The organism is Vibrio sp. 14N.309.X.WAT.E.F5, from assembly GCF_030397615.1.
GTDB lineage: Bacteria > Pseudomonadota > Gammaproteobacteria > Enterobacterales > Vibrionaceae > Vibrio > Vibrio lentus.
This window is the reverse complement of sequence record NZ_JAPNXR010000030.1, coordinates 24,487-41,543: the sequence shown is the minus strand read 5'-3', so window position 1 is coordinate 41,543 and position 17,057 is coordinate 24,487. Positions and strand designations below refer to the sequence as shown.

At 44.1% G+C, this 17,057-nt stretch carries 15 protein-coding genes and 1 tRNA gene; 10 read left to right on the top strand and 6 right to left on the bottom strand.

Translation table 11 applies throughout. The features are described from left to right. Positions 1–352: 352 nt before the first annotated feature. Positions 353–443: transfer RNA gene (locus OW495_RS22205), tRNA-Ser, on the top strand. A 65-nt stretch (positions 444–508) separates the two neighbouring features. Here OW495_RS22205 and OW495_RS22200 read toward each other — a convergent pair. Further along, positions 509–1,429: a histone deacetylase gene (locus tag OW495_RS22200; RefSeq protein ID WP_289888420.1), complete on the bottom strand. Its 921-nt coding sequence runs from the start codon at positions 1,427–1,429 to the stop codon at positions 509–511. Positions 1,430–1,540: 111 nt separating this feature from the next. Between OW495_RS22200 and OW495_RS22195 the strand changes: the two genes are divergently transcribed. From OW495_RS22195 to OW495_RS22185, 3 genes are read left to right on the top strand one after another with little or no spacing between them, the layout of a single operon-like run. Next, positions 1,541–1,666, top strand: a complete 126-nt coding sequence (locus OW495_RS22195; RefSeq protein ID WP_261891219.1) for a hypothetical protein — start codon at positions 1,541–1,543, stop codon at positions 1,664–1,666. Between the two features lie 25 nt (positions 1,667–1,691). Continuing rightward, positions 1,692–2,378: an SDR family oxidoreductase gene (locus OW495_RS22190; RefSeq protein WP_289888413.1), complete on the top strand. Its 687-nt coding sequence runs from the start codon at positions 1,692–1,694 to the stop codon at positions 2,376–2,378. 7 nt (positions 2,379–2,385) lie between these two features. Further along, positions 2,386–3,387, top strand: coding sequence for a DUF3080 domain-containing protein (locus OW495_RS22185; RefSeq protein WP_289888411.1), 1,002 nt, complete (start codon positions 2,386–2,388; stop codon positions 3,385–3,387). Between the two features lie 39 nt (positions 3,388–3,426). Here the strand turns inward: OW495_RS22185 and OW495_RS22180 are convergent, their stop codons facing one another. Beyond that, a complete protein-coding gene (locus OW495_RS22180) occupies positions 3,427–5,400 on the bottom strand; it encodes a DNA topoisomerase III (protein ID WP_102514523.1) in 1,974 nt (657 codons plus the stop codon). Between the two features lie 256 nt (positions 5,401–5,656). Here OW495_RS22180 and OW495_RS22175 point away from each other — a divergent pair, with 256 nt between their 5' ends. Further along, positions 5,657–6,493, top strand: coding sequence for a hypothetical protein (locus OW495_RS22175; protein WP_102514522.1), 837 nt, complete (start codon positions 5,657–5,659; stop codon positions 6,491–6,493). 165 nt (positions 6,494–6,658) lie between these two features. On the opposite strand, the gene OW495_RS22170 is transcribed toward OW495_RS22175, so the two are convergent. Then, on the bottom strand, positions 6,659–7,207 hold the full coding sequence (locus OW495_RS22170; RefSeq protein ID WP_012603510.1) for an NAD(P)H nitroreductase: 549 nt from the start codon (positions 7,205–7,207) through the stop codon (positions 6,659–6,661). A 199-nt stretch (positions 7,208–7,406) separates the two neighbouring features. Further along, on the bottom strand, positions 7,407–9,416 hold the full coding sequence (locus OW495_RS22165; RefSeq protein ID WP_029223573.1) for an NADPH-dependent 2,4-dienoyl-CoA reductase: 2,010 nt from the start codon (positions 9,414–9,416) through the stop codon (positions 7,407–7,409). Between the two features lie 279 nt (positions 9,417–9,695). On the opposite strand from OW495_RS22165, the gene sppA reads away from it, so the two are divergent. Beyond that, positions 9,696–11,546, top strand: a complete 1,851-nt coding sequence (sppA, locus tag OW495_RS22160; protein WP_102514521.1) for a signal peptide peptidase SppA — start codon at positions 9,696–9,698, stop codon at positions 11,544–11,546. 118 nt (positions 11,547–11,664) lie between these two features. Beyond that, positions 11,665–12,681: an asparaginase gene (gene ansA, locus OW495_RS22155; protein ID WP_017111133.1), complete on the top strand. Its 1,017-nt coding sequence runs from the start codon at positions 11,665–11,667 to the stop codon at positions 12,679–12,681. A 106-nt stretch (positions 12,682–12,787) separates the two neighbouring features. On the opposite strand, the gene OW495_RS22150 is transcribed toward ansA, so the two are convergent. Then, complete coding sequence (locus OW495_RS22150; RefSeq protein ID WP_017107368.1) at positions 12,788–13,069, bottom strand: DUF1315 family protein; 282 nt, start codon at positions 13,067–13,069, stop codon at positions 12,788–12,790. Between the two features lie 113 nt (positions 13,070–13,182). On the opposite strand from OW495_RS22150, the gene OW495_RS22145 reads away from it, so the two are divergent. After that, the gene (locus tag OW495_RS22145; protein ID WP_029223574.1) at positions 13,183–13,989 is read left to right on the top strand and encodes a DUF2989 domain-containing protein; all 807 of its coding nucleotides are present in this window, start codon (positions 13,183–13,185) and stop codon (positions 13,987–13,989) included. Between the two features lie 142 nt (positions 13,990–14,131). Here OW495_RS22145 and msrB read toward each other — a convergent pair whose 3' ends face one another. Continuing rightward, entirely contained in the window at positions 14,132–14,530 is a 399-nt protein-coding gene (gene msrB / locus OW495_RS22140) for a peptide-methionine (R)-S-oxide reductase MsrB (RefSeq protein WP_289888407.1), read from the bottom strand. A gap of 358 nt (positions 14,531–14,888) precedes the next feature. On the opposite strand from msrB, the gene gap reads away from it, so the two are divergent. Together gap and OW495_RS22130 are read left to right on the top strand one after the other, a co-directional pair. Then, on the top strand, positions 14,889–15,884 hold the full coding sequence (gene gap / locus OW495_RS22135; RefSeq protein WP_029223576.1) for a type I glyceraldehyde-3-phosphate dehydrogenase: 996 nt from the start codon (positions 14,889–14,891) through the stop codon (positions 15,882–15,884). Positions 15,885–16,127: 243 nt separating this feature from the next. After that, on the top strand, positions 16,128–17,012 hold the full coding sequence (locus OW495_RS22130) for a D-hexose-6-phosphate mutarotase (protein WP_289888405.1): 885 nt from the start codon (positions 16,128–16,130) through the stop codon (positions 17,010–17,012). Positions 17,013–17,057 lie beyond the last annotated feature (45 nt).

Sequence of the window (17,057 nt, the reverse complement as noted above, 5' to 3'; positions counted from 1 at the left end):
CCGGCAACCGTTAATAGCGGTTCTAGGGTTCAAATCCCTATCCCTCCACCACATTCGAAAAGCCGCTGAGAAATCAGCGGCTTTTTTCGTTTCTGGTATCTCGTCTATTTTTTAAATACTGCTATTTCCGAGATATTCTATTACTGCGTTACATGAGTCTTTCGTTCCCCCTTCTTGGTCATCGTTCTCAGTGACTTCTCTTCTGTCTAGAGCCAATGCCAATCAACACACTTATTGTTACGTGAAATTTTCATCAATATAGATAAAAAACGACCAAACCGTTCATAAAAAAAGCAGTCAGTTCACAAGGGTATTTACAAGCGAATCACACCACTATATTATTCGCGGCACTGGAGGGATGGCTGAGTGGTCGAAAGCACCGGTCTTGAAAACCGGCAACCGTTAATAGCGGTTCTAGGGTTCAAATCCCTATCCCTCCACCACATTAAAGAAAGCCGCTGAGAAATCAGCGGCTTTTTTGTATCTGAAGATCACGGAGCTCAACGGTTCAGCTATTCACAACCAATGCAGCGTTTAGTAACTGCATGTGAATCGGCACCAGATCTTTGTGTTCCGACCGATAACCGCCACCTACAACACACGCTATTGGAATCGCTTTACTCTTTGCTAAGTTGAGCATCAAACAATCGCGTTCAAATATTCCTTTTGTCGAAACATTCAAATACCCCAATTCGTCATCTTGATGAATATCGACACCCGCATCATAGATAATCAGATCCGGTTGATGGTGAGCAATAGCCATGTTAGTGACTTGTTCAAAGCAACGCAGAAACTCTTCATCTTCTGTTTCACGGCTTAACGGCACATCCAAGTCAGACACAGGTTTACGCGCAGGGAAGTTCTTATCGCAGTGGAACGACAAAGTAATAATCTCACCGCTCTCTTGGCAAAGTGTCGCTGTACCATCGCCATGGTGAACATCACTGTCGACGATAAGCACTTTATCTATATGCTCAAACGTTAGCGCATGCTTAGCCGCCAAAACCAGATCATTCAACAAACAGAAGCCACTGCCAAAATCTCGGTGTGCATGATGATAGCCACCACTTAAATGAATCGCTAAACCACTCTCGATGGCCATTTCAGCGGCCAAGCAAGTTCCACCACTTGAATAGAGTGTCCTTTCTATAAGCTGTTCACTCCACGGAAAGCCGATACGTCTCATTTTTGCTGCAGGCAAACTTCCAGAAACTAGCAAATCGACATATTCACCATCGTGTACCTGCTTTACTTGTTCTACCGAAACAGGCATTGGCTGGAACATTTCGAATGCATTACCCCATTTTGGATCGCTATCCATGTGGTGCTTCACAGCACTGTGCAACAGTTGGTATTTATGGATTGGATAACGATGCCCTTCTGGTAAAGGCAACTGAGAATAAATTGGATGGTAAATTAAAGGAGTCATAGATCGGGCGTATTACGTATCAATCTCAAAATCATAACAGTCTCAGACTTGGCGACAACCTTAATTAATGATAATGGTTATCATTACATTTAATTAATTCCAGAGACAACAATGAAAAACGTAATACTCATCTGTGGTGTGATCTGCGGCTCTGTCGCAGCAGTAATGATTTTCGTGAGCATGCTGATGGTCAGTTGGTGGAGCGTTGATTTTCTCGCGTTAACCCATCACACTTAACTGATTGAACTGACAAGGAATCATTATGAGCGTTATTTTTATCACTGGTGCGAACCGAGGTATTGGTCTAAGCCTAGCTCGACACTACGTCAATGATAGCCACACCGTGTATGCCACCTATCGCGATGCTTCCACAGCACAAGAGTTACTTGCTCTCGCAAACGAAAACAACAACCTTTCGTGCATACAGCTCGACATCACGGACTATCAATCCGTCAATGAACTTCCTTCAAAACTTGAATCCATCGATATTCTCATCAACAACGCTGGCTACTATGGCCCTAAAGGTTACGGGTTAGGTAATACCGATGTAGAAGAGTGGCGTCGTGTTTTTGAAATCAACACCATCGCACCTCTTAAACTCGTTGAATCTTTACTGCCTCTGCTAACAAAGAGCCCAATAAAAAAGATCGCCTGTCTTTCATCAAGAGTGGGCAGCATGTCTGAAAACACATCAGGCGGAGGCTACATCTATCGTTCATCGAAAGCGGCTCTAAACTCGGTAGTGAAGAGTTTAAGCAACGACCTAACCGCGAATGGCTTTACAGTGTTAGCGTTACATCCTGGTTGGGTACAGACGGAAATGGGCGGCCCTAATGCTCTTATTGATACAGAGACTTCAGCTAAAGGCCTTGTGACTGTAATAGAGTCATCGAATACTGAAGTGAGTGGTCACTTCTTTAATTTCGATGGTAGCGAAATAGACTGGTAGCCGTCACATGGGTCGTCGCATGATCTCAAGCCTACTCGTACGTTCAACACTGTTGTGTCTAACCATGGTGATCACTGGATGTTTCGATGACAGCCCACAAAACTATTTCGACAACTATCAGACCAAAATCGCCAACGTGCAAGATGCTGACGAGATACAGGAAGACTGGGAGCTCTACAGCTTACCGAGAAAGCGAGAACTGTTTATTGAAGTTCCTTCGCTCTCTATCGGGCTTATCGACAGCTATCAACTTCGACAATGCGGATTATTCAACCTGATTGCAGAAAGAAACTCTGTACTTGGGAAAGTCGCCGACGAGTTCAGAAATTACGATTATCAAGTCGCTTTACTGGAAGGTGTTGGTCAATGTTTATCTAATAACGAATTAGAACCAGAGATCGTAGAATTACTCAGAGAAATCGAGCAACAGAAACTCGCACAATTTCCACTGCACCAATGGAATCTCATCTATGCCAGTGAAGCTATGCAGTCGCAAATGCGTGGTAGCCAGTGGTTACGTGCTGATATTGGCGATCAAGTTCGACAGACAAGTGACGCGCTAGAGCACATAAATCTAGCGTTAAACACACCGCTCGTTTCCGGCAAGACTACTGAGGTTCAAGAAGGATTAGAGAAGAGTTCGACGCTTGGGGATTTGTACTACTCACTATCTCGTGCTTCGGCAGAGCTTGATACCATCACCCAGCAGCTGGCTACTTTTGACGCCAACATCATCTGTGGGAAGCAACGAGACACGACTAAGTTTCGCTATCTCAACAATGTGTTCGAACAACAGTATATTGACAAGGTTCAGCCTTACATGGCGCAATTGGATGGCTACTATCAGCAGCTAGCCCCGCAACTTGCTATGTTTGACGCGCAGCCTGAGCTGCACAGTTATTACTTTCCCATCAAAGATGCGCATCAAGCCTTTCGATCATCCACTCGCCGCCATGTCGACTATTGGCAACAGCTGTTTAAGCGCTGCGGACGCAAAGTCGGACGTTAATTCCAATATCGCAAAGAAATAGCCATTTGCTCTCAGTTCCTAGCTTTTAGTGCCTTTCTTTGCATACGTCCCTTTCTTGGCGTAAGACTTCGCACCACCACCTTTGCGGCGTTTAAAGGCAGGTCTTTCGACTTTAGGAAGATGGCGCAGGGATTCAGGAACTTCACCCGTTTTTACCTTGCCCATCAAACCATCAATCTTGCTTTCTAACTCTTGCATGAAGGGTTGATACGCTTGATTTCGTTCAGCCATACCTTGCAACTGATGCTCCCAGTGAGCGGTCATGTCGGGAAAGGTCGAGTCCTCAGGTAAGGCATTAATCAAACCTCTCCCCGCAGGGCTACTGTGAATGCTTTTACCTTGTCGAGTTAGTAGCTGTCTTTTGAACAAAGTATCTAGAATCCCCGCACGAGTTGCCTCAGTTCCAAGGCCATCGGTCTCTTTCAAAATAGCTTTCAGATCTTTGTTCGCCACAAAGCGCGCAATACCGGTCATCGCTTGTAACAACGTCGCTTCGGTAAAGTGTTTTGGTGGCTCGGTTTTCTTATCGCCAATAATACCTTCACGACACGTCAGCACCGTTCCTTTATCCAGTGGAGGAACCGTATCTGTGCCATCGCCTTTCTCTTCGGTGTCCGTTTTACCTATCAACACCTTCCAACCTGGGTTGATAAGCTGACGTCCTTTTGCGATGAACACGCCACCAGCGATATCAAACACAAGCTTGGCATCGGCAAAAATGGCAGGTGGGTAGAATTGCATTAGATACTGACGAGCGATTTGCTGATAGATTTTCATCTCATTAGCAGACAAGCCATTAACCGATGATTTCTTCGGTGTTGGAATTATCGCGTGGTGAGCGTCGACCTTACTGTCATTCCATGCTTTGGATTTAAGGGAAAGATCCGCGCCTTGAGCACCACTTTGCAGCTCTTTCGCATTATTGGCGATAGCATCGACGACTGACTCTCTTTGTGCGTAGTGATCTTTAGGAAGGTATCGGCTGTCAGAACGTGGGTAAGTGATAAGTTTGTGTTTCTCATACAATGACTGACAAGTGTCGAGTACCTGCTGAGCACTCATTCCAAAACGCTTAGACGCGTCAATTTGTAGAGCTGACAGTGAGTAAGGAAGTGGCGCCGCTTGTTTGCTTTGCTTCTGCTCTGATTCCGTCACGGTTGCAGGTTGGTTCGCAATTCGCTGAGCCACGTTCTCAACCAGTTTTCGATTGAGCACCCGGCCTTCTTCATCTTGCCATGGCTTACATGCTTCGCTTGGTTTCCAACGCGCACGAATATCAAAGCTCTGACCGTTATTTTGATATGGGATCAAAGCATGCAGCGTGAAGTAATCTTTAGGAATGAAGTTTTCGATCTCTTCATCACGCCTTACGACCAAACCAAGTACAGGAGTTTGTACTCGCCCGACTGACAATACCCCTTGGTAGCCCGCCTTTTGACCAAGCAAGGTATACGCGCGAGTCATGTTCATGCCATAAAGCCAATCGGCTCTAGAGCGCGCCAATGCAGAAATCGAAAGTGGAATAAAATCGCGGTTACTGCGCATTTGAGAGAGCGCACGCTTTACCGCTGGCAAGTTCAAGTCACTAATAAGTAACCTGTCCATCGACTCTTTCTTAGCCTTAGACACCTTGCAGTAATCAATCACTTCATCAACCAGCAGCTGCCCTTCTCTATCCGGATCACCCGCATGGACAATTTGGGTCGCGTCCTTCAATAGCTTTCGGATCACAGTAAGCTGTTTGCTGGAAGTCTTGCGCGGTCTCAGCTGCCATTGCTCTGGCACAATAGGAAGATCGGCGAGGTTCCACTTCTTATAACGGTCATCATAAGCGTCTGGCTCAACTTGCTCCAATAAATGTCCAATACACCAAGTCACCACATCTCCATTACCACACTTGATAAACCCTTGGTCTTTCTTTTGTGGATTTGGTAATGCGGCGGCGATCGCGCGGCCTAGGCTTGGTTTTTCAGCAATAATAAGGCGAGACATGTTTTTCCAGATGCTACAAACAATTAGAGCCACATTATCTAATGTGGCTCCTAGAAATCAAGGAAAACTGGTTGTTTATACAGTTAGCATTCAACAATTCGTTGTATAACTATTTTCCTGAAGAGATCTATAAGAACTCGACGAACTTTGAGAAGTCACGCTCTGGCACTTTCATTGGCGTAAATATTGGAATGATGCACTGATTAGCCATTATGTGACATCATATACACATTAGATAAAACCATAGGCAGTGTAGATGACTTTGTTATACGAAAAAAAAGAAAGCAAACAAACTCGAAACTTTCAAGATTATATATTGTGGTTCGCAACAGCCGTTTTGATCTCAGTTTATCTATTGCACCTATACACATCTTTCGTTGCTGTTGTTGGAACATCTGCCAAAGCAACGGAAATTATCAATGCTGTTGCTCAAATTGCTACAACGGGTGTTTTTATCATTGGTTTAAAGCAATACATAAACACTAGAAAAGAAGTTAAACAAAACCACAGAGATATTAGACAAAGTCACATCGGAGAAGAAGCAAAGCTACAAGTTGCTGAGATGATCAAAGTCTGTGCTCAAGTTCCTAAAATGGAAGACGTAACCATTGACGACTTTAACCATTACATTACACGTATGAGTAACTTAGGCACTAATTTTGACACTTTGTTTAGAGCAATGGATGAAGACGTCAACAAAGCAATAGTAAGGATGCGTTGGCAAGATATGTACTTTAACCATCTTCATACTGCAATCAGAAAGTTTGACGTAAGAACGTTAATTCTGTCGGAAAGAGGAGACCCTTTTACATTCGACACATCAGATGAATGGAAACAAATCAATAAGTTGAGTCTTCCTGACACGGAACGGGACTACCAGTTTTCGCTACTATTATTAAACACGTGGGGAGATGGGTTAGAGCTGAGAGAAAAGATTCACGATATTTTTCTTTTTAAAAACTACTACTTAGAAATCAATAAACTAAACATCGTAAATGATCTTTTGCTTGGAACACTTGGACACGTAAATATTAAATGGAAATGCCCGAAAGTTGCAGCTATCGATGATTGGCTGAACAAAAAATACATATAAACAAACAACCCACTAGTAGCTGTTTGTTTATATCACAGGCTAATACCACATCTTACCAACGCTAGAGCGCTATTAATCAACACCTAAAAGCAGTCTGCGATCAAAAAGCTAGTTTATACAGTTAGCATTCAACAATTCGTTGTGTCGTTGTTTTCCTGACGAGATCTATAAGAACTCGACGAACTTTGAGAAGTCACGCTCTGGCACTTTCATTGGCGTACAGCCCGGAGTACCTAGGTATAGGAAACCAACAATTTCATCGTCGCCTTCTAGGCCGAAAGCTTGGTGCACTTCAGGATGGAACATCCATTTACCTGAACGCCAAAAACCTTGAAAACCTTGTGCGACGGCTGCCATTTGCATTGCTTGTGCAGCGCAACCCGCAGATAGGTGTTGTTCGAACGCAGGCACTTTCTCGTGCTCAGTTACCTTTGCGATGATAGTGATCACCATTGGAGCTCGGAACGGCGCTTTTTTTACTTTCTCAATGACCGCTTCTTCGCTTTTATCCGCTTCGGCAGCACGAACCAAGATGTCTGAGAGTTTCTGTAGCCCTGAACCTTGTGCGATAACAAAGCGCCACGGTGTCAGTGCGCCGTGGTCTGGAGCTCGTAAACCTGCTTTGATGATATTTTCTAACGCGACACCTTCAGGTGCTGGATCAGAGAGTTTTGCAATAGAGCGTCTGTTGAGCAATAGATCCAAAGCATCCATTTGAAGTCCTTACTAATTTTTATTGTTTGTATAGTTGAACTGTAGCACAGAATACAAACGATAATAAATCTCAACGGCTGTCCAATTGACACAATAGTTCAAACAAGACTGGAAACAATAAAGGCTCCTAAATCTATGACTTAGGAGCCTTATTTACAGGTTTCGTTCAAGTTTATGAACGAGTGTATTCTGTTTGTTGTTAGAGCTTAATCGCTAACTCAACACCTTGGCGAATAGCACGTACCGCATCAAGTTCACCCGCGTAATCAGCACCACCGATCACGTGCAGTTTGCCACCAAACTCTTGCCACATATCTTCAAACGGACGAACAGAAACTTGACCCGCACACACGATGACGGAATCGGCATCGAGTACCTGCTCTTTCTTATCAATCGTAATGTGCAAACCTTGGTCATCAATCTTGTTGTAGCTGACACCACCTAACAAGTTAACACCACGTTTTTCTAGAGTGCGCTTATGAATCCAGCCAGTAGTTTTACCTGGGCCTTTACCCACACGACCGGCTTTACGCTGCATCACCCAAACCGTTTTGTCACTGAACGAGTCCGGATAAGGATAAAGTCCACCTGGGTGTTCCATGTTCTTATCAATGCCCCACTCATGCAGCCAGTCGTCCAAGCTATGAGAAGTCGGCTCTGTCAGCATGGTTGCCACATCGATCCCAATACCACCAGCACCAACAATCGCAACCTTTTCGCCTACCGGTGTCTTTTCACGAATTAACGTTTGGTAATCGACTACCTTTTCTTGGTCAATCCCTTCAAGGTTTAGCTTTCTAGGTTCAACACCCGCCGCCATAACGACTTCATCGTACTTAAGCAGCATCTCAAACGTCGCTTCAGTATCGAGTTTAAGATTTACACCAGCTGCATCAATTTGGTTCGCAAAGTAACGAATGGTTTCTCTAAATTCTTCTTTACCCGGAATCTGCATCGCCAGTCTAAATTGGCCACCGATTCGGTCATTTTTCTCAATCAAGTCAACTGTGTGTCCACGCTGCGCTAACGTTGTCGCACAAGCTAGACCTGCGGGGCCAGCACCGACTACGGCAATAGTTTTAGTGGCTTGAGCAGGTTGAACAACAATTTCTGTTTCGTAACACGCTCGTGGGTTAACTAAGCAGCTCGCTCTTTTACCTTTGAATACGTTATCAAGACAAGCTTGGTTACAACCGATACAGGTATTAATAAATTGAGCTTGGTCTTGAGCGGCCTTATTAACGAAATCAGGGTCAGCCAAGAATGGGCGAGCCATAGACACCATATCCGCCTGACCAGAGCTGAGAATGCGTTCTGCTTCTTCTGGCGTATTGATGCGGTTACATGTCACAACAGGGATAGACACGTAAGGCTTCACCTTTTCCGTCACCCAAGAGAAAGCACCACGTGGTACTTGAGTCGCAATCGTAGGAACACGAGCTTCGTGCCAACCGATACCCGTATTGATAATGGTCACGCCCGCTTCTTCAAGCTTTTGAGCAAGCAATACAACATCTTCAAACGTGCTGCCTTGTTCAACCAAATCAAGCATCGACAGTCTGAAAATAATAATAAAATCGTCGCCAACGGCTTCACGAATCGACTTAACAATCTCTAATGGGAAGCGCATGCGTTTTTCATAAGAACCGCCCCACTCGTCGTAACGCATGTTGGTACGCTTACAGATGAATTGGTTAATCAAGTAACCTTCAGAGCCCATGATCTCGACACCGTCATAACCGGCAACTTGAGCAAGCTCCGCACTATTTGCAAAGGCATCAATGGTTTTCTTAATCTGACGCGGGCTCATTTCGCTCGGTGCGAATTTAGCGATAGGCGCTTTAATGCCCGAAGCACTTTGAGCAAAAGGGTGCATCGCGTAGCGGCCAGCATGCAACAATTGAAGGGCAATTTTACCGCCATGTTTGTGCACGGCCTCTGTGACAACTTGGTGAGCTTTCGCGTGTTTAACCTTGCTGAACTCAGCACTGAACGGAGTTAATCTGCCACGTAGATTTGGAGAAAAACCACCGGTTACAATAAGGCCAACGCCTCCTCTAGCTCGCTCTTCGTAAAATGCGGCGAGTTTGTGTAGGCCTTCTTTATTTTCTTCTAAACCCGTGTGCATTGATCCCATCAATACACGGTTACGTAACTGAGTAAATCCAAGATCGAGTGGTTCGAGTAAATGTGGGTACATGGCAGACATCACTTCTATTATTTTATCCTTGTGGTCAGACCACAGTATAGCTCAATCACCAAAAGTTCAAACAACCGTTTACATTTTTGTAACACCGATCATAATGCAGGACATATTAATCGTTCAGAAACCCTTAATTTGACTACACTTAATGAGAATATATATCGATTAACAATTCTTGGTGTAGTTTGAGCTAGGGAATTATCGTAGGATACTAAGCAGTTAATATTATTGAGATTAATGGTACTACGACTTGTTAAAGCGACGTAATCTCACTGTGGAGACAGAATGAAAAAAATATTCAAATTTATCGGTATGATCTTTAAAGGGATTTGGAAGCTCATTACGTTTGTGCGTCTTGCGCTTGTTAACCTGTTCTTTTTGCTCAGTATCGCCATTATTTACTTTGTGTACTTTCACTCAGATACGACTCAACCAACCGTTCCGCAACAATCGGCATTGGTACTTAACCTTTCAGGGCCGATTGTCGAGCAAAGTCGCTACATTAATCCGATGGACTCCGTAACAGGTTCACTGCTTGGCAAAGACCTCCCGAAAGAGAATGTCCTGTTTGATATCGTTGAAACGATTCGCTATGCAAAAGACGACGAAAACGTCACTGGTCTTGTTTTAGCACTCAAAGAGCTGCCAGAAACCAACCTAACCAAGCTTCGTTACATTGCTAAGGCTCTTAATGAATTCAAAGCAACAGGCAAGCCGATTTATGCGGTGGGTGACTTTTACAATCAAAGCCAGTACTACCTAGCCAGTTACGCTAACAAAGTCTTCTTATCACCAGACGGCGGCGTGCTACTTAAAGGCTACAGTGCTTACTCGTTATTCTACAAAACTCTATTAGAGAAGCTTGACGTAAATACACATGTATTCCGCGTCGGTACTTACAAGTCTGCAATCGAACCTTTCATTCGCGACGACATGTCAGACGCAGCGAAAGAGTCCACTTCTCGTTGGTTAGGCCAACTGTGGGGAGCATACGTTGATGATGTCTCTAACAACCGTCAAATCGATGCGAAAACACTGAATCCAAGCATGGATACATTTTTGAAAGAGCTTGAATCGGTTGACGGTGATATTGCAAAACTGGCCGAGAAACTTGGCTTAGTTGATGAACTGGCAACGCGCCAACAAGTTCGATTAGAGCTAGCAGATGTGTTCGGTAGTGATGGCCAAGATAGCTACAACGCATTTGGTTACTACGAATACCGTTCAACCATGATTCCAGACATGACCAGCGAATCACATGATGTAGCAGTGATTGTTGCTAGCGGCGCCATTATGGATGGCAAACAACCTCGTGGCACTGTTGGTGGTGATACCACTGCGGCCCTACTTCGCCAAGCGCGTAACGACGACAAGGTGAAAGCGGTTGTGCTTCGAGTAGATAGCCCGGGCGGCAGTGCTTTTGCTTCAGAAGTGATTCGCAACGAAGTCGAAGCGCTTAAAGAAACCGGCAAACCGGTTGTGGTTTCCATGTCTAGCCTTGCTGCTTCTGGTGGTTACTGGATCTCAATGAGTGCAGACAAAATCCTAGCGCAACCAACGACACTAACGGGGTCAATTGGTATCTTCAGTGTTATTACAACCTTCGAAAAAGGTTTGAACGATATTGGGGTTTACACAGACGGTGTCGGCACGTCGCCTTTCTCTGGCCTTGGTATTACAACAGGCTTAAGCGATGGTGCGAAAGATGCGTTCCAAATGGGTATTGAAAATGGCTACCGCCGATTCATTAGCTTAGTTGGAGAAAACCGTGGCATGGAAGTCGATGCTGTCGACAAAATAGCTCAAGGTCGAGTATGGACGGGTCAAGATGCTATGCAGAAAGGTTTAGTGGATGAGATTGGTGACTTTGATGACGCAATTGAAGCGGCCGCTTCACTCGCTGAACTAGAAAGCTACAATATCTACTGGGTAGAAGAGCCTCTTACGGCGACTGAACAGTTTATTCAGCAATTTATGAACCAAGTACAGATGTCGATAGGTCTTGATATTCAATCGATGATACCAAGCAGTTTACAGCCTGTTACTCAGCAGTTAGCTCAAGATAGCCAACTATTAGGCAACTTTAACGACCCACAAGGACGTTATGCTTTTTGCTTAAACTGCCAAGTTCAATAGGTTAACCCAAAAGCTCAATGCTCGAGAGGCACCTCTGTGTGAGGTGCCTCTTTTTATTGCACGATAATTCGCTATAATCGCCCCCCTGTTCCCTACATCACACTAAGTAATCATCGCCATGGAAAGAAAACACATCTATATCGCGTACACCGGCGGCACAATTGGCATGCAAAAATCTGCAGATCACGGCTATGTTCCTGTCGCTGGTTTTATGGATAAGCAGCTAGCTGGCATGCCTGAGTTCCATCGCCCGGAGATGCCTGAGTACACCATTCACGAATATTCTCCACTTATGGACTCTTCAGATATGACGCCACTTGATTGGCAGACTATCGCTGATGATATTCGCGCGAACTACGATAAATACGATGGTTTCGTTATACTGCATGGCACAGACACTATGGCTTACACCGCCTCAGCTCTGTCTTTCATGTTAGAAAACCTCGGCAAACCTGTGATTGTTACGGGCTCTCAGATCCCATTAGCAGAGTTACGTTCAGACGGACAAGCAAACCTGCTAAATGCACTGCACATTGCAGCAAACTACCCTATCAACGAAGTGACATTGTTCTTCAACAACAAGTTGATGCGTGGTAACCGCAGCACAAAATCACACGCTGATGGCTTCAATGCATTTACTTCTCCAAACCTAACCCCATTGCTAGAAGCCGGTATCAATATCCAGATCAGCAATAACGTAAAGGTAAACGAACAACCTGAAGGTGCTTTCAAGGTTCATAACATCACACCGCAACCCATCGGTGTGATCACTATGTACCCTGGCATATCACATGAAGTGATCCGTAACACGCTACTACAGCCTGTTAACGCGATGATTCTGCTTACTTTTGGTGTTGGTAATGCGCCACAGAACCCAGAACTGCTTCAGCACCTAAAAGATGCCTCTGAACGTGGTGTAATTGTGGTTAACCTAACTCAATGTTTGGCAGGTAAAGTCAACATGGGTGGTTACGCGACGGGTTGTGCGTTAGCGGAAGCTGGCGTGGTGAGTGGTTACGATATGACACCAGAAGCAGCACTTGCGAAACTGCATTACTTGCTCAGCCAAAACCTAGGCTACGAAGAAGTAAAAAATAAGATGCAACAAGTGTTACGTGGCGAGATGAGCTTGTAAGTAAGCGGGTATTTTAACGTAAGTTATTTAGATTTATTGCTTACAAATAAACAGCTTAACATTAAAAAGGGGTGGCACAGTGCCTCCCCTTTGTTGTAATTTAAGCCTAATGATTCGGGTTAACCCTAACAATATCTTCTTGGTCTGATTTAAACTGTTTCTTGAGTTCAGCCTTTGATTTAAAGCTAATGTCACCACCAGCCGCAATTGTCATATGCTGAGCTTCATCATTATGTTTAGATTGGTATAACATGACAGCTTGCATACACGAATCACGTTGTTCTTTGGAAAGCGCCGTACCTTCTGGCCATTTGCCCGTTTCAACGGCATAAGTTAAACGCTCGTAGACCTCAGGAGTCATTGCGCTAAGAAGTTGTTCTGCATCCATGATAGAGCCCTAGTTTTAACAATTTTCACCAGAAAATAACCTGTAACAGAATTGAGTCAAGAACCTCACCGAAAATAAGTGTAATTGATCACAAGTGAAGGAATATGAAGATTATGAAATGGTTGGCTATTGGCATATTGCCTCTTGCGCTTGCTGGTTGCCTTGAAGGGAACAAGAACACGGATCAGCTATGCCAAAGCAACTCGGCATTACAATGTGAGCAGCTCAATATGAACGACGGACAATGCCGTGTGGCACGTACCGATCTCATCTGGCATCGCTTCGAAGTCCTAAAACAACCAACCGAAATCAATAAAATCAAAGAATTTGAGTTGGTCGCCTCTTATAAGAAGTGTCTAGAGTTAGCTGCGCAAATTGAAACCATCGATCAATCTAAACTTCAAGAACGTCGCTTCACGGCTTTAATGCATAGTATTGAAGAATCTGAACGAATCGTTAAAGAGCTGTCTCAATCGGATACACCAGAAACGCTCTACTTCTTGTGGTCACAAACCGGTGACACCAATGCCAGACGCAGTTTCTTGCAGCTAGAAGGAAAAGAAGCGTTAAACACGGCAGAAATGCAATATGCATTAGCCACCTTCTACACGACTCGTGATCATGAAAAAACCTTAACGCTGCTCAATAATGCTTTAACGCTTTCCAATGGTTCTGCCGTCAATACTGAAATTTTCAAATCCATGGCCAGTATTAATCACAGCCTAGGTCATTTAGAGAAAGCGTATTTATGGGCCATGGTCGCCAAAGATTTTGATGTCCCCATCGCTTCAGAAGCAGAACTTAATGTGTTGTATCGTTTCGACAAACCTCAATACAAGCAATTCAATGACGATGCCGAAAAGATTGTCGAAGCCATTGAAGACGGCGTTTACACCGCATCCATAGTGCCAAACTATTAGTTTTTGATTTCTTAATGCACAAAAAAACAGCTACCTTCATGGTAGCTGTTTTTATTTGTACTAGAGTTAACCCTACTCACTTGGCTATTCATCCCTTTAAGTGCCTAAAAGCAACTTGTAAGGATTAGACAATAGTTACAAGTTATTTCGTAGTTTTGTCATTTTTGTTGAAAATTAACGACACTGAGTTAACACAAAATCGCTCACCAGTTGTCTTAGGTCCATCAGGGAAAACGTGACCTAAATGGCTATCACAGGCTGCACAACGGATCTCTACACGCTTCATTCCGTGACTTAGATCTTCTATACAGCGTACTGCTTCATCATTCACAGGGGCGTCAAAGCTAGGCCAACCGCACCCTGAATCATATTTGTTATCCGATATAAACAAAGGGGTTTCACAGCAGGTACAGCTATAGATACCCGTATCATGGTTATGTAACAACTTACCGCTATAAGGGGCCTCTGTACCACGTAATCGACACACCTCATATTCATCATCAGTTAGGCGTTCACGCCAGTATTCATCAGGCTTTGTCATAATTTCTTCCTCGTGAATCACGTTAATATCCGTCCACATTCTCTTTTATTATATTTACTTTTTTCTATAAAGGCTTGCATATGAGTCGTTTTGTAGCACATACTTTCTCACCAGGAAACATTGTACATATACACTCATAAGTGAATCATCATTTAGGGGTATTTTACCCAACTGGAAGGGTTCAGAGCCAGTCGCAATGGTCAAATTTCAACCACTTACACCCAATTGTTAAGAAAAGCGTCGCTTTTTTTTGACATTAAACAAGTTAAGTCGGATTATCTATTGCAGATGTATACTGGATTCTGTAATTTTACTACCAGTTATCTTTAATCAGAAATTAAGTTGTGGAGCAACTACAATGACTATCAAAGTAGGTATTAATGGTTTTGGCCGTATCGGTCGTTTCGTATTCCGTGCAGCGCAAGAGCGCAATGACATCGAAGTTGTTGGTATCAACGACCTTATCGACGTTGAATACATGGCATACATGCTTAAGTACGACTCAACTCACGGCCGTTTCAACGGTACTGTTGAAGTTGAAGGCGGTAACCTAATCGTTAACGGTAAAACTGTACGTGTTACAGCTGAGCGTAACCCAGAAGATCTTAAGTGGGATGCTATCGAAGTAGACGTAGTTGCTGAAGCAACTGGTCTTTTCCTAACTGACGAGACTGCACGTAAGCACATCACTGCTGGCGCTAAGAAAGTAGTTCTTACTGGTCCTTCTAAAGATGCTACTCCAATGTTCGTAATGGGCGTTAACCAAGCATCTTACGCTGGTCAAGACATCGTTTCTAACGCTTCTTGTACTACTAACTGTCTTGCACCTATCGCTAAAGTACTTAACGATAAGTGGGGCATTGAGTCTGGTCTTATGACTACAGTTCACGCTACTACAGCAACTCAAAAAACTGTAGATGGCCCTTCTGCTAAAGACTGGCGCGGTGGCCGTGGTGCTTCTCAAAACATCATCCCATCTTCAACTGGTGCTGCTAAAGCTGTAGGCGTTGTTCTTCCAGAACTAAACGGCCTTCTAACTGGTATGGCTTTCCGTGTACCAACTGCTAACGTATCTGTAGTTGACCTAACTGTTAACCTAAAAGAAGCTGCATCTTACGAAGAAATTTGTGCTGCAATGAAAGAAGCTTCTGAAGGCGAAATGGCTGGCGTTCTTGGTTACACTGAAGACCAAGTAGTATCACAAGATTTCATCGGTGAAGTTCAAACTTCAGTATTCGATGCTAAAGCTGGTGTTGCTCTAACTGACAAATTCGTTAAAGTTGTATCTTGGTACGACAACGAAATCGGTTACTCAAACAAAGTTCTAGACCTAATCGCTCACATCTCTAAGTAATTTCTTTTTAGAAATCGCTTTAGATAAGCATTAGCGAAGACTGTTTTGAGCAGACTTTGAAAAAGGCGACCTTAGTGTCGCCTTTTTAATACCTGCTATCTTTTAAACGACTTCCGACTTCAATCCCGATCACCAAGACACTGAAATTCAATTCCAATACTGACTCTGCTTGTCACTCATGAAATCACAAGCACCCTAGTTCTTGTCAGCATTTGAATTCAATTTCCTTAGAAGGATCACGTAATGGATTTATCTACTCTACCTGCACTGACTGTACTTTCTGACAACGTCACTATCGTTGAACACGAAGGTGTAAAACTGGTTCGCGTTATACACGATAAAGCAAACGCAGCGATTTCGTTGTTTGGCGGTCATGTCGTGTCATTTCAACCACAAGGTCAAGAAGACCTAATTTGGATGAGCCAACAAGCTAAATTCGACGGAAAAACAGCCCTACGTGGCGGTATTCCAGTATGTTGCCCTTGGTTTGGTCGTATTGCAGCACCAGCGCATGGTTTTGCACGTTCAAGCGAATGGCAATTGGTTGAGCACCGTGAAAGCGAAGCTGGCGTAATTGTTAGCTTAGGCCTAAAACCTAGTGAAACGACTCTGGCAGTATGGCCTCATCAATTCGATGCTCGATTGAACGTTGAGATTGGCGACCAGCTAAAAGTCACTTTGGATGTGAAGAACACTGATTCGCAACCATGGGCTTTCTCTGGCGCACTGCACACTTACCTAAATGTCGGTGATATTCACAATACTACGACTACAGGTATGGGGGCTGAGTACATAGATAGCCTACAAGGTGGCAAGATCTGCCAAGGTGGTGCTGAGCTAGTACTGACTGACACTATTGACCGTGTTTACACACAGCCAGAAGCTCAAATTCTTGTTACCGACAAAAAACTGGATCGCACACTAACGGTTGAGAACCACGGTCATAACTCTGCAGTATTGTGGAACCCGTGGGCGGAAGGCGCTGCAGGTATGGGCGACATGCAAGACGACGGTTACCTAACGATGATGTGTGTAGAATCAACACTGCATGCACCAAGCCTAGAAACAGGCAAAACGCTACAGCCTGGCGAAAGCCACCAGTTGATTACGGTGATTTCAGCTCAGTAAGCGACTCAAAAAAGCTCTTCAAAGGCCGGTTTATCCGGCCTTTTT

Excerpts from the sequence above, each read along its gene's own strand:
- OW495_RS22200 (WP_289888420.1), bottom strand. The coding sequence starts at position 1,429 with ATGACTCCTTTAATTTACCATCCAATTTATTCTCAGTTGCCTTTACCA.
- OW495_RS22195 (WP_261891219.1), top strand. The coding sequence starts at position 1,541 with ATGAAAAACGTAATACTCATCTGTGGTGTGATCTGCGGCTCTGTCGCA.
- OW495_RS22190 (WP_289888413.1), top strand. The coding sequence starts at position 1,692 with ATGAGCGTTATTTTTATCACTGGTGCGAACCGAGGTATTGGTCTAAGC.
- OW495_RS22185 (WP_289888411.1), top strand. The coding sequence starts at position 2,386 with ATGGGTCGTCGCATGATCTCAAGCCTACTCGTACGTTCAACACTGTTG.
- OW495_RS22180 (WP_102514523.1), bottom strand. The coding sequence starts at position 5,400 with ATGTCTCGCCTTATTATTGCTGAAAAACCAAGCCTAGGCCGCGCGATC.
- OW495_RS22175 (WP_102514522.1), top strand. The coding sequence starts at position 5,657 with ATGACTTTGTTATACGAAAAAAAAGAAAGCAAACAAACTCGAAACTTT.
- OW495_RS22170 (WP_012603510.1), bottom strand. The coding sequence starts at position 7,207 with ATGGATGCTTTGGATCTATTGCTCAACAGACGCTCTATTGCAAAACTC.
- OW495_RS22165 (WP_029223573.1), bottom strand. The coding sequence starts at position 9,416 with ATGTCTGCCATGTACCCACATTTACTCGAACCACTCGATCTTGGATTT.
- sppA (WP_102514521.1), top strand. The coding sequence starts at position 9,696 with ATGAAAAAAATATTCAAATTTATCGGTATGATCTTTAAAGGGATTTGG.
- ansA (WP_017111133.1), top strand. The coding sequence starts at position 11,665 with ATGGAAAGAAAACACATCTATATCGCGTACACCGGCGGCACAATTGGC.
- OW495_RS22150 (WP_017107368.1), bottom strand. The coding sequence starts at position 13,069 with ATGGATGCAGAACAACTTCTTAGCGCAATGACTCCTGAGGTCTACGAG.
- OW495_RS22145 (WP_029223574.1), top strand. The coding sequence starts at position 13,183 with ATGAAATGGTTGGCTATTGGCATATTGCCTCTTGCGCTTGCTGGTTGC.
- msrB (WP_289888407.1), bottom strand. The coding sequence starts at position 14,530 with ATGACAAAGCCTGATGAATACTGGCGTGAACGCCTAACTGATGATGAA.
- gap (WP_029223576.1), top strand. The coding sequence starts at position 14,889 with ATGACTATCAAAGTAGGTATTAATGGTTTTGGCCGTATCGGTCGTTTC.
- OW495_RS22130 (WP_289888405.1), top strand. The coding sequence starts at position 16,128 with ATGGATTTATCTACTCTACCTGCACTGACTGTACTTTCTGACAACGTC.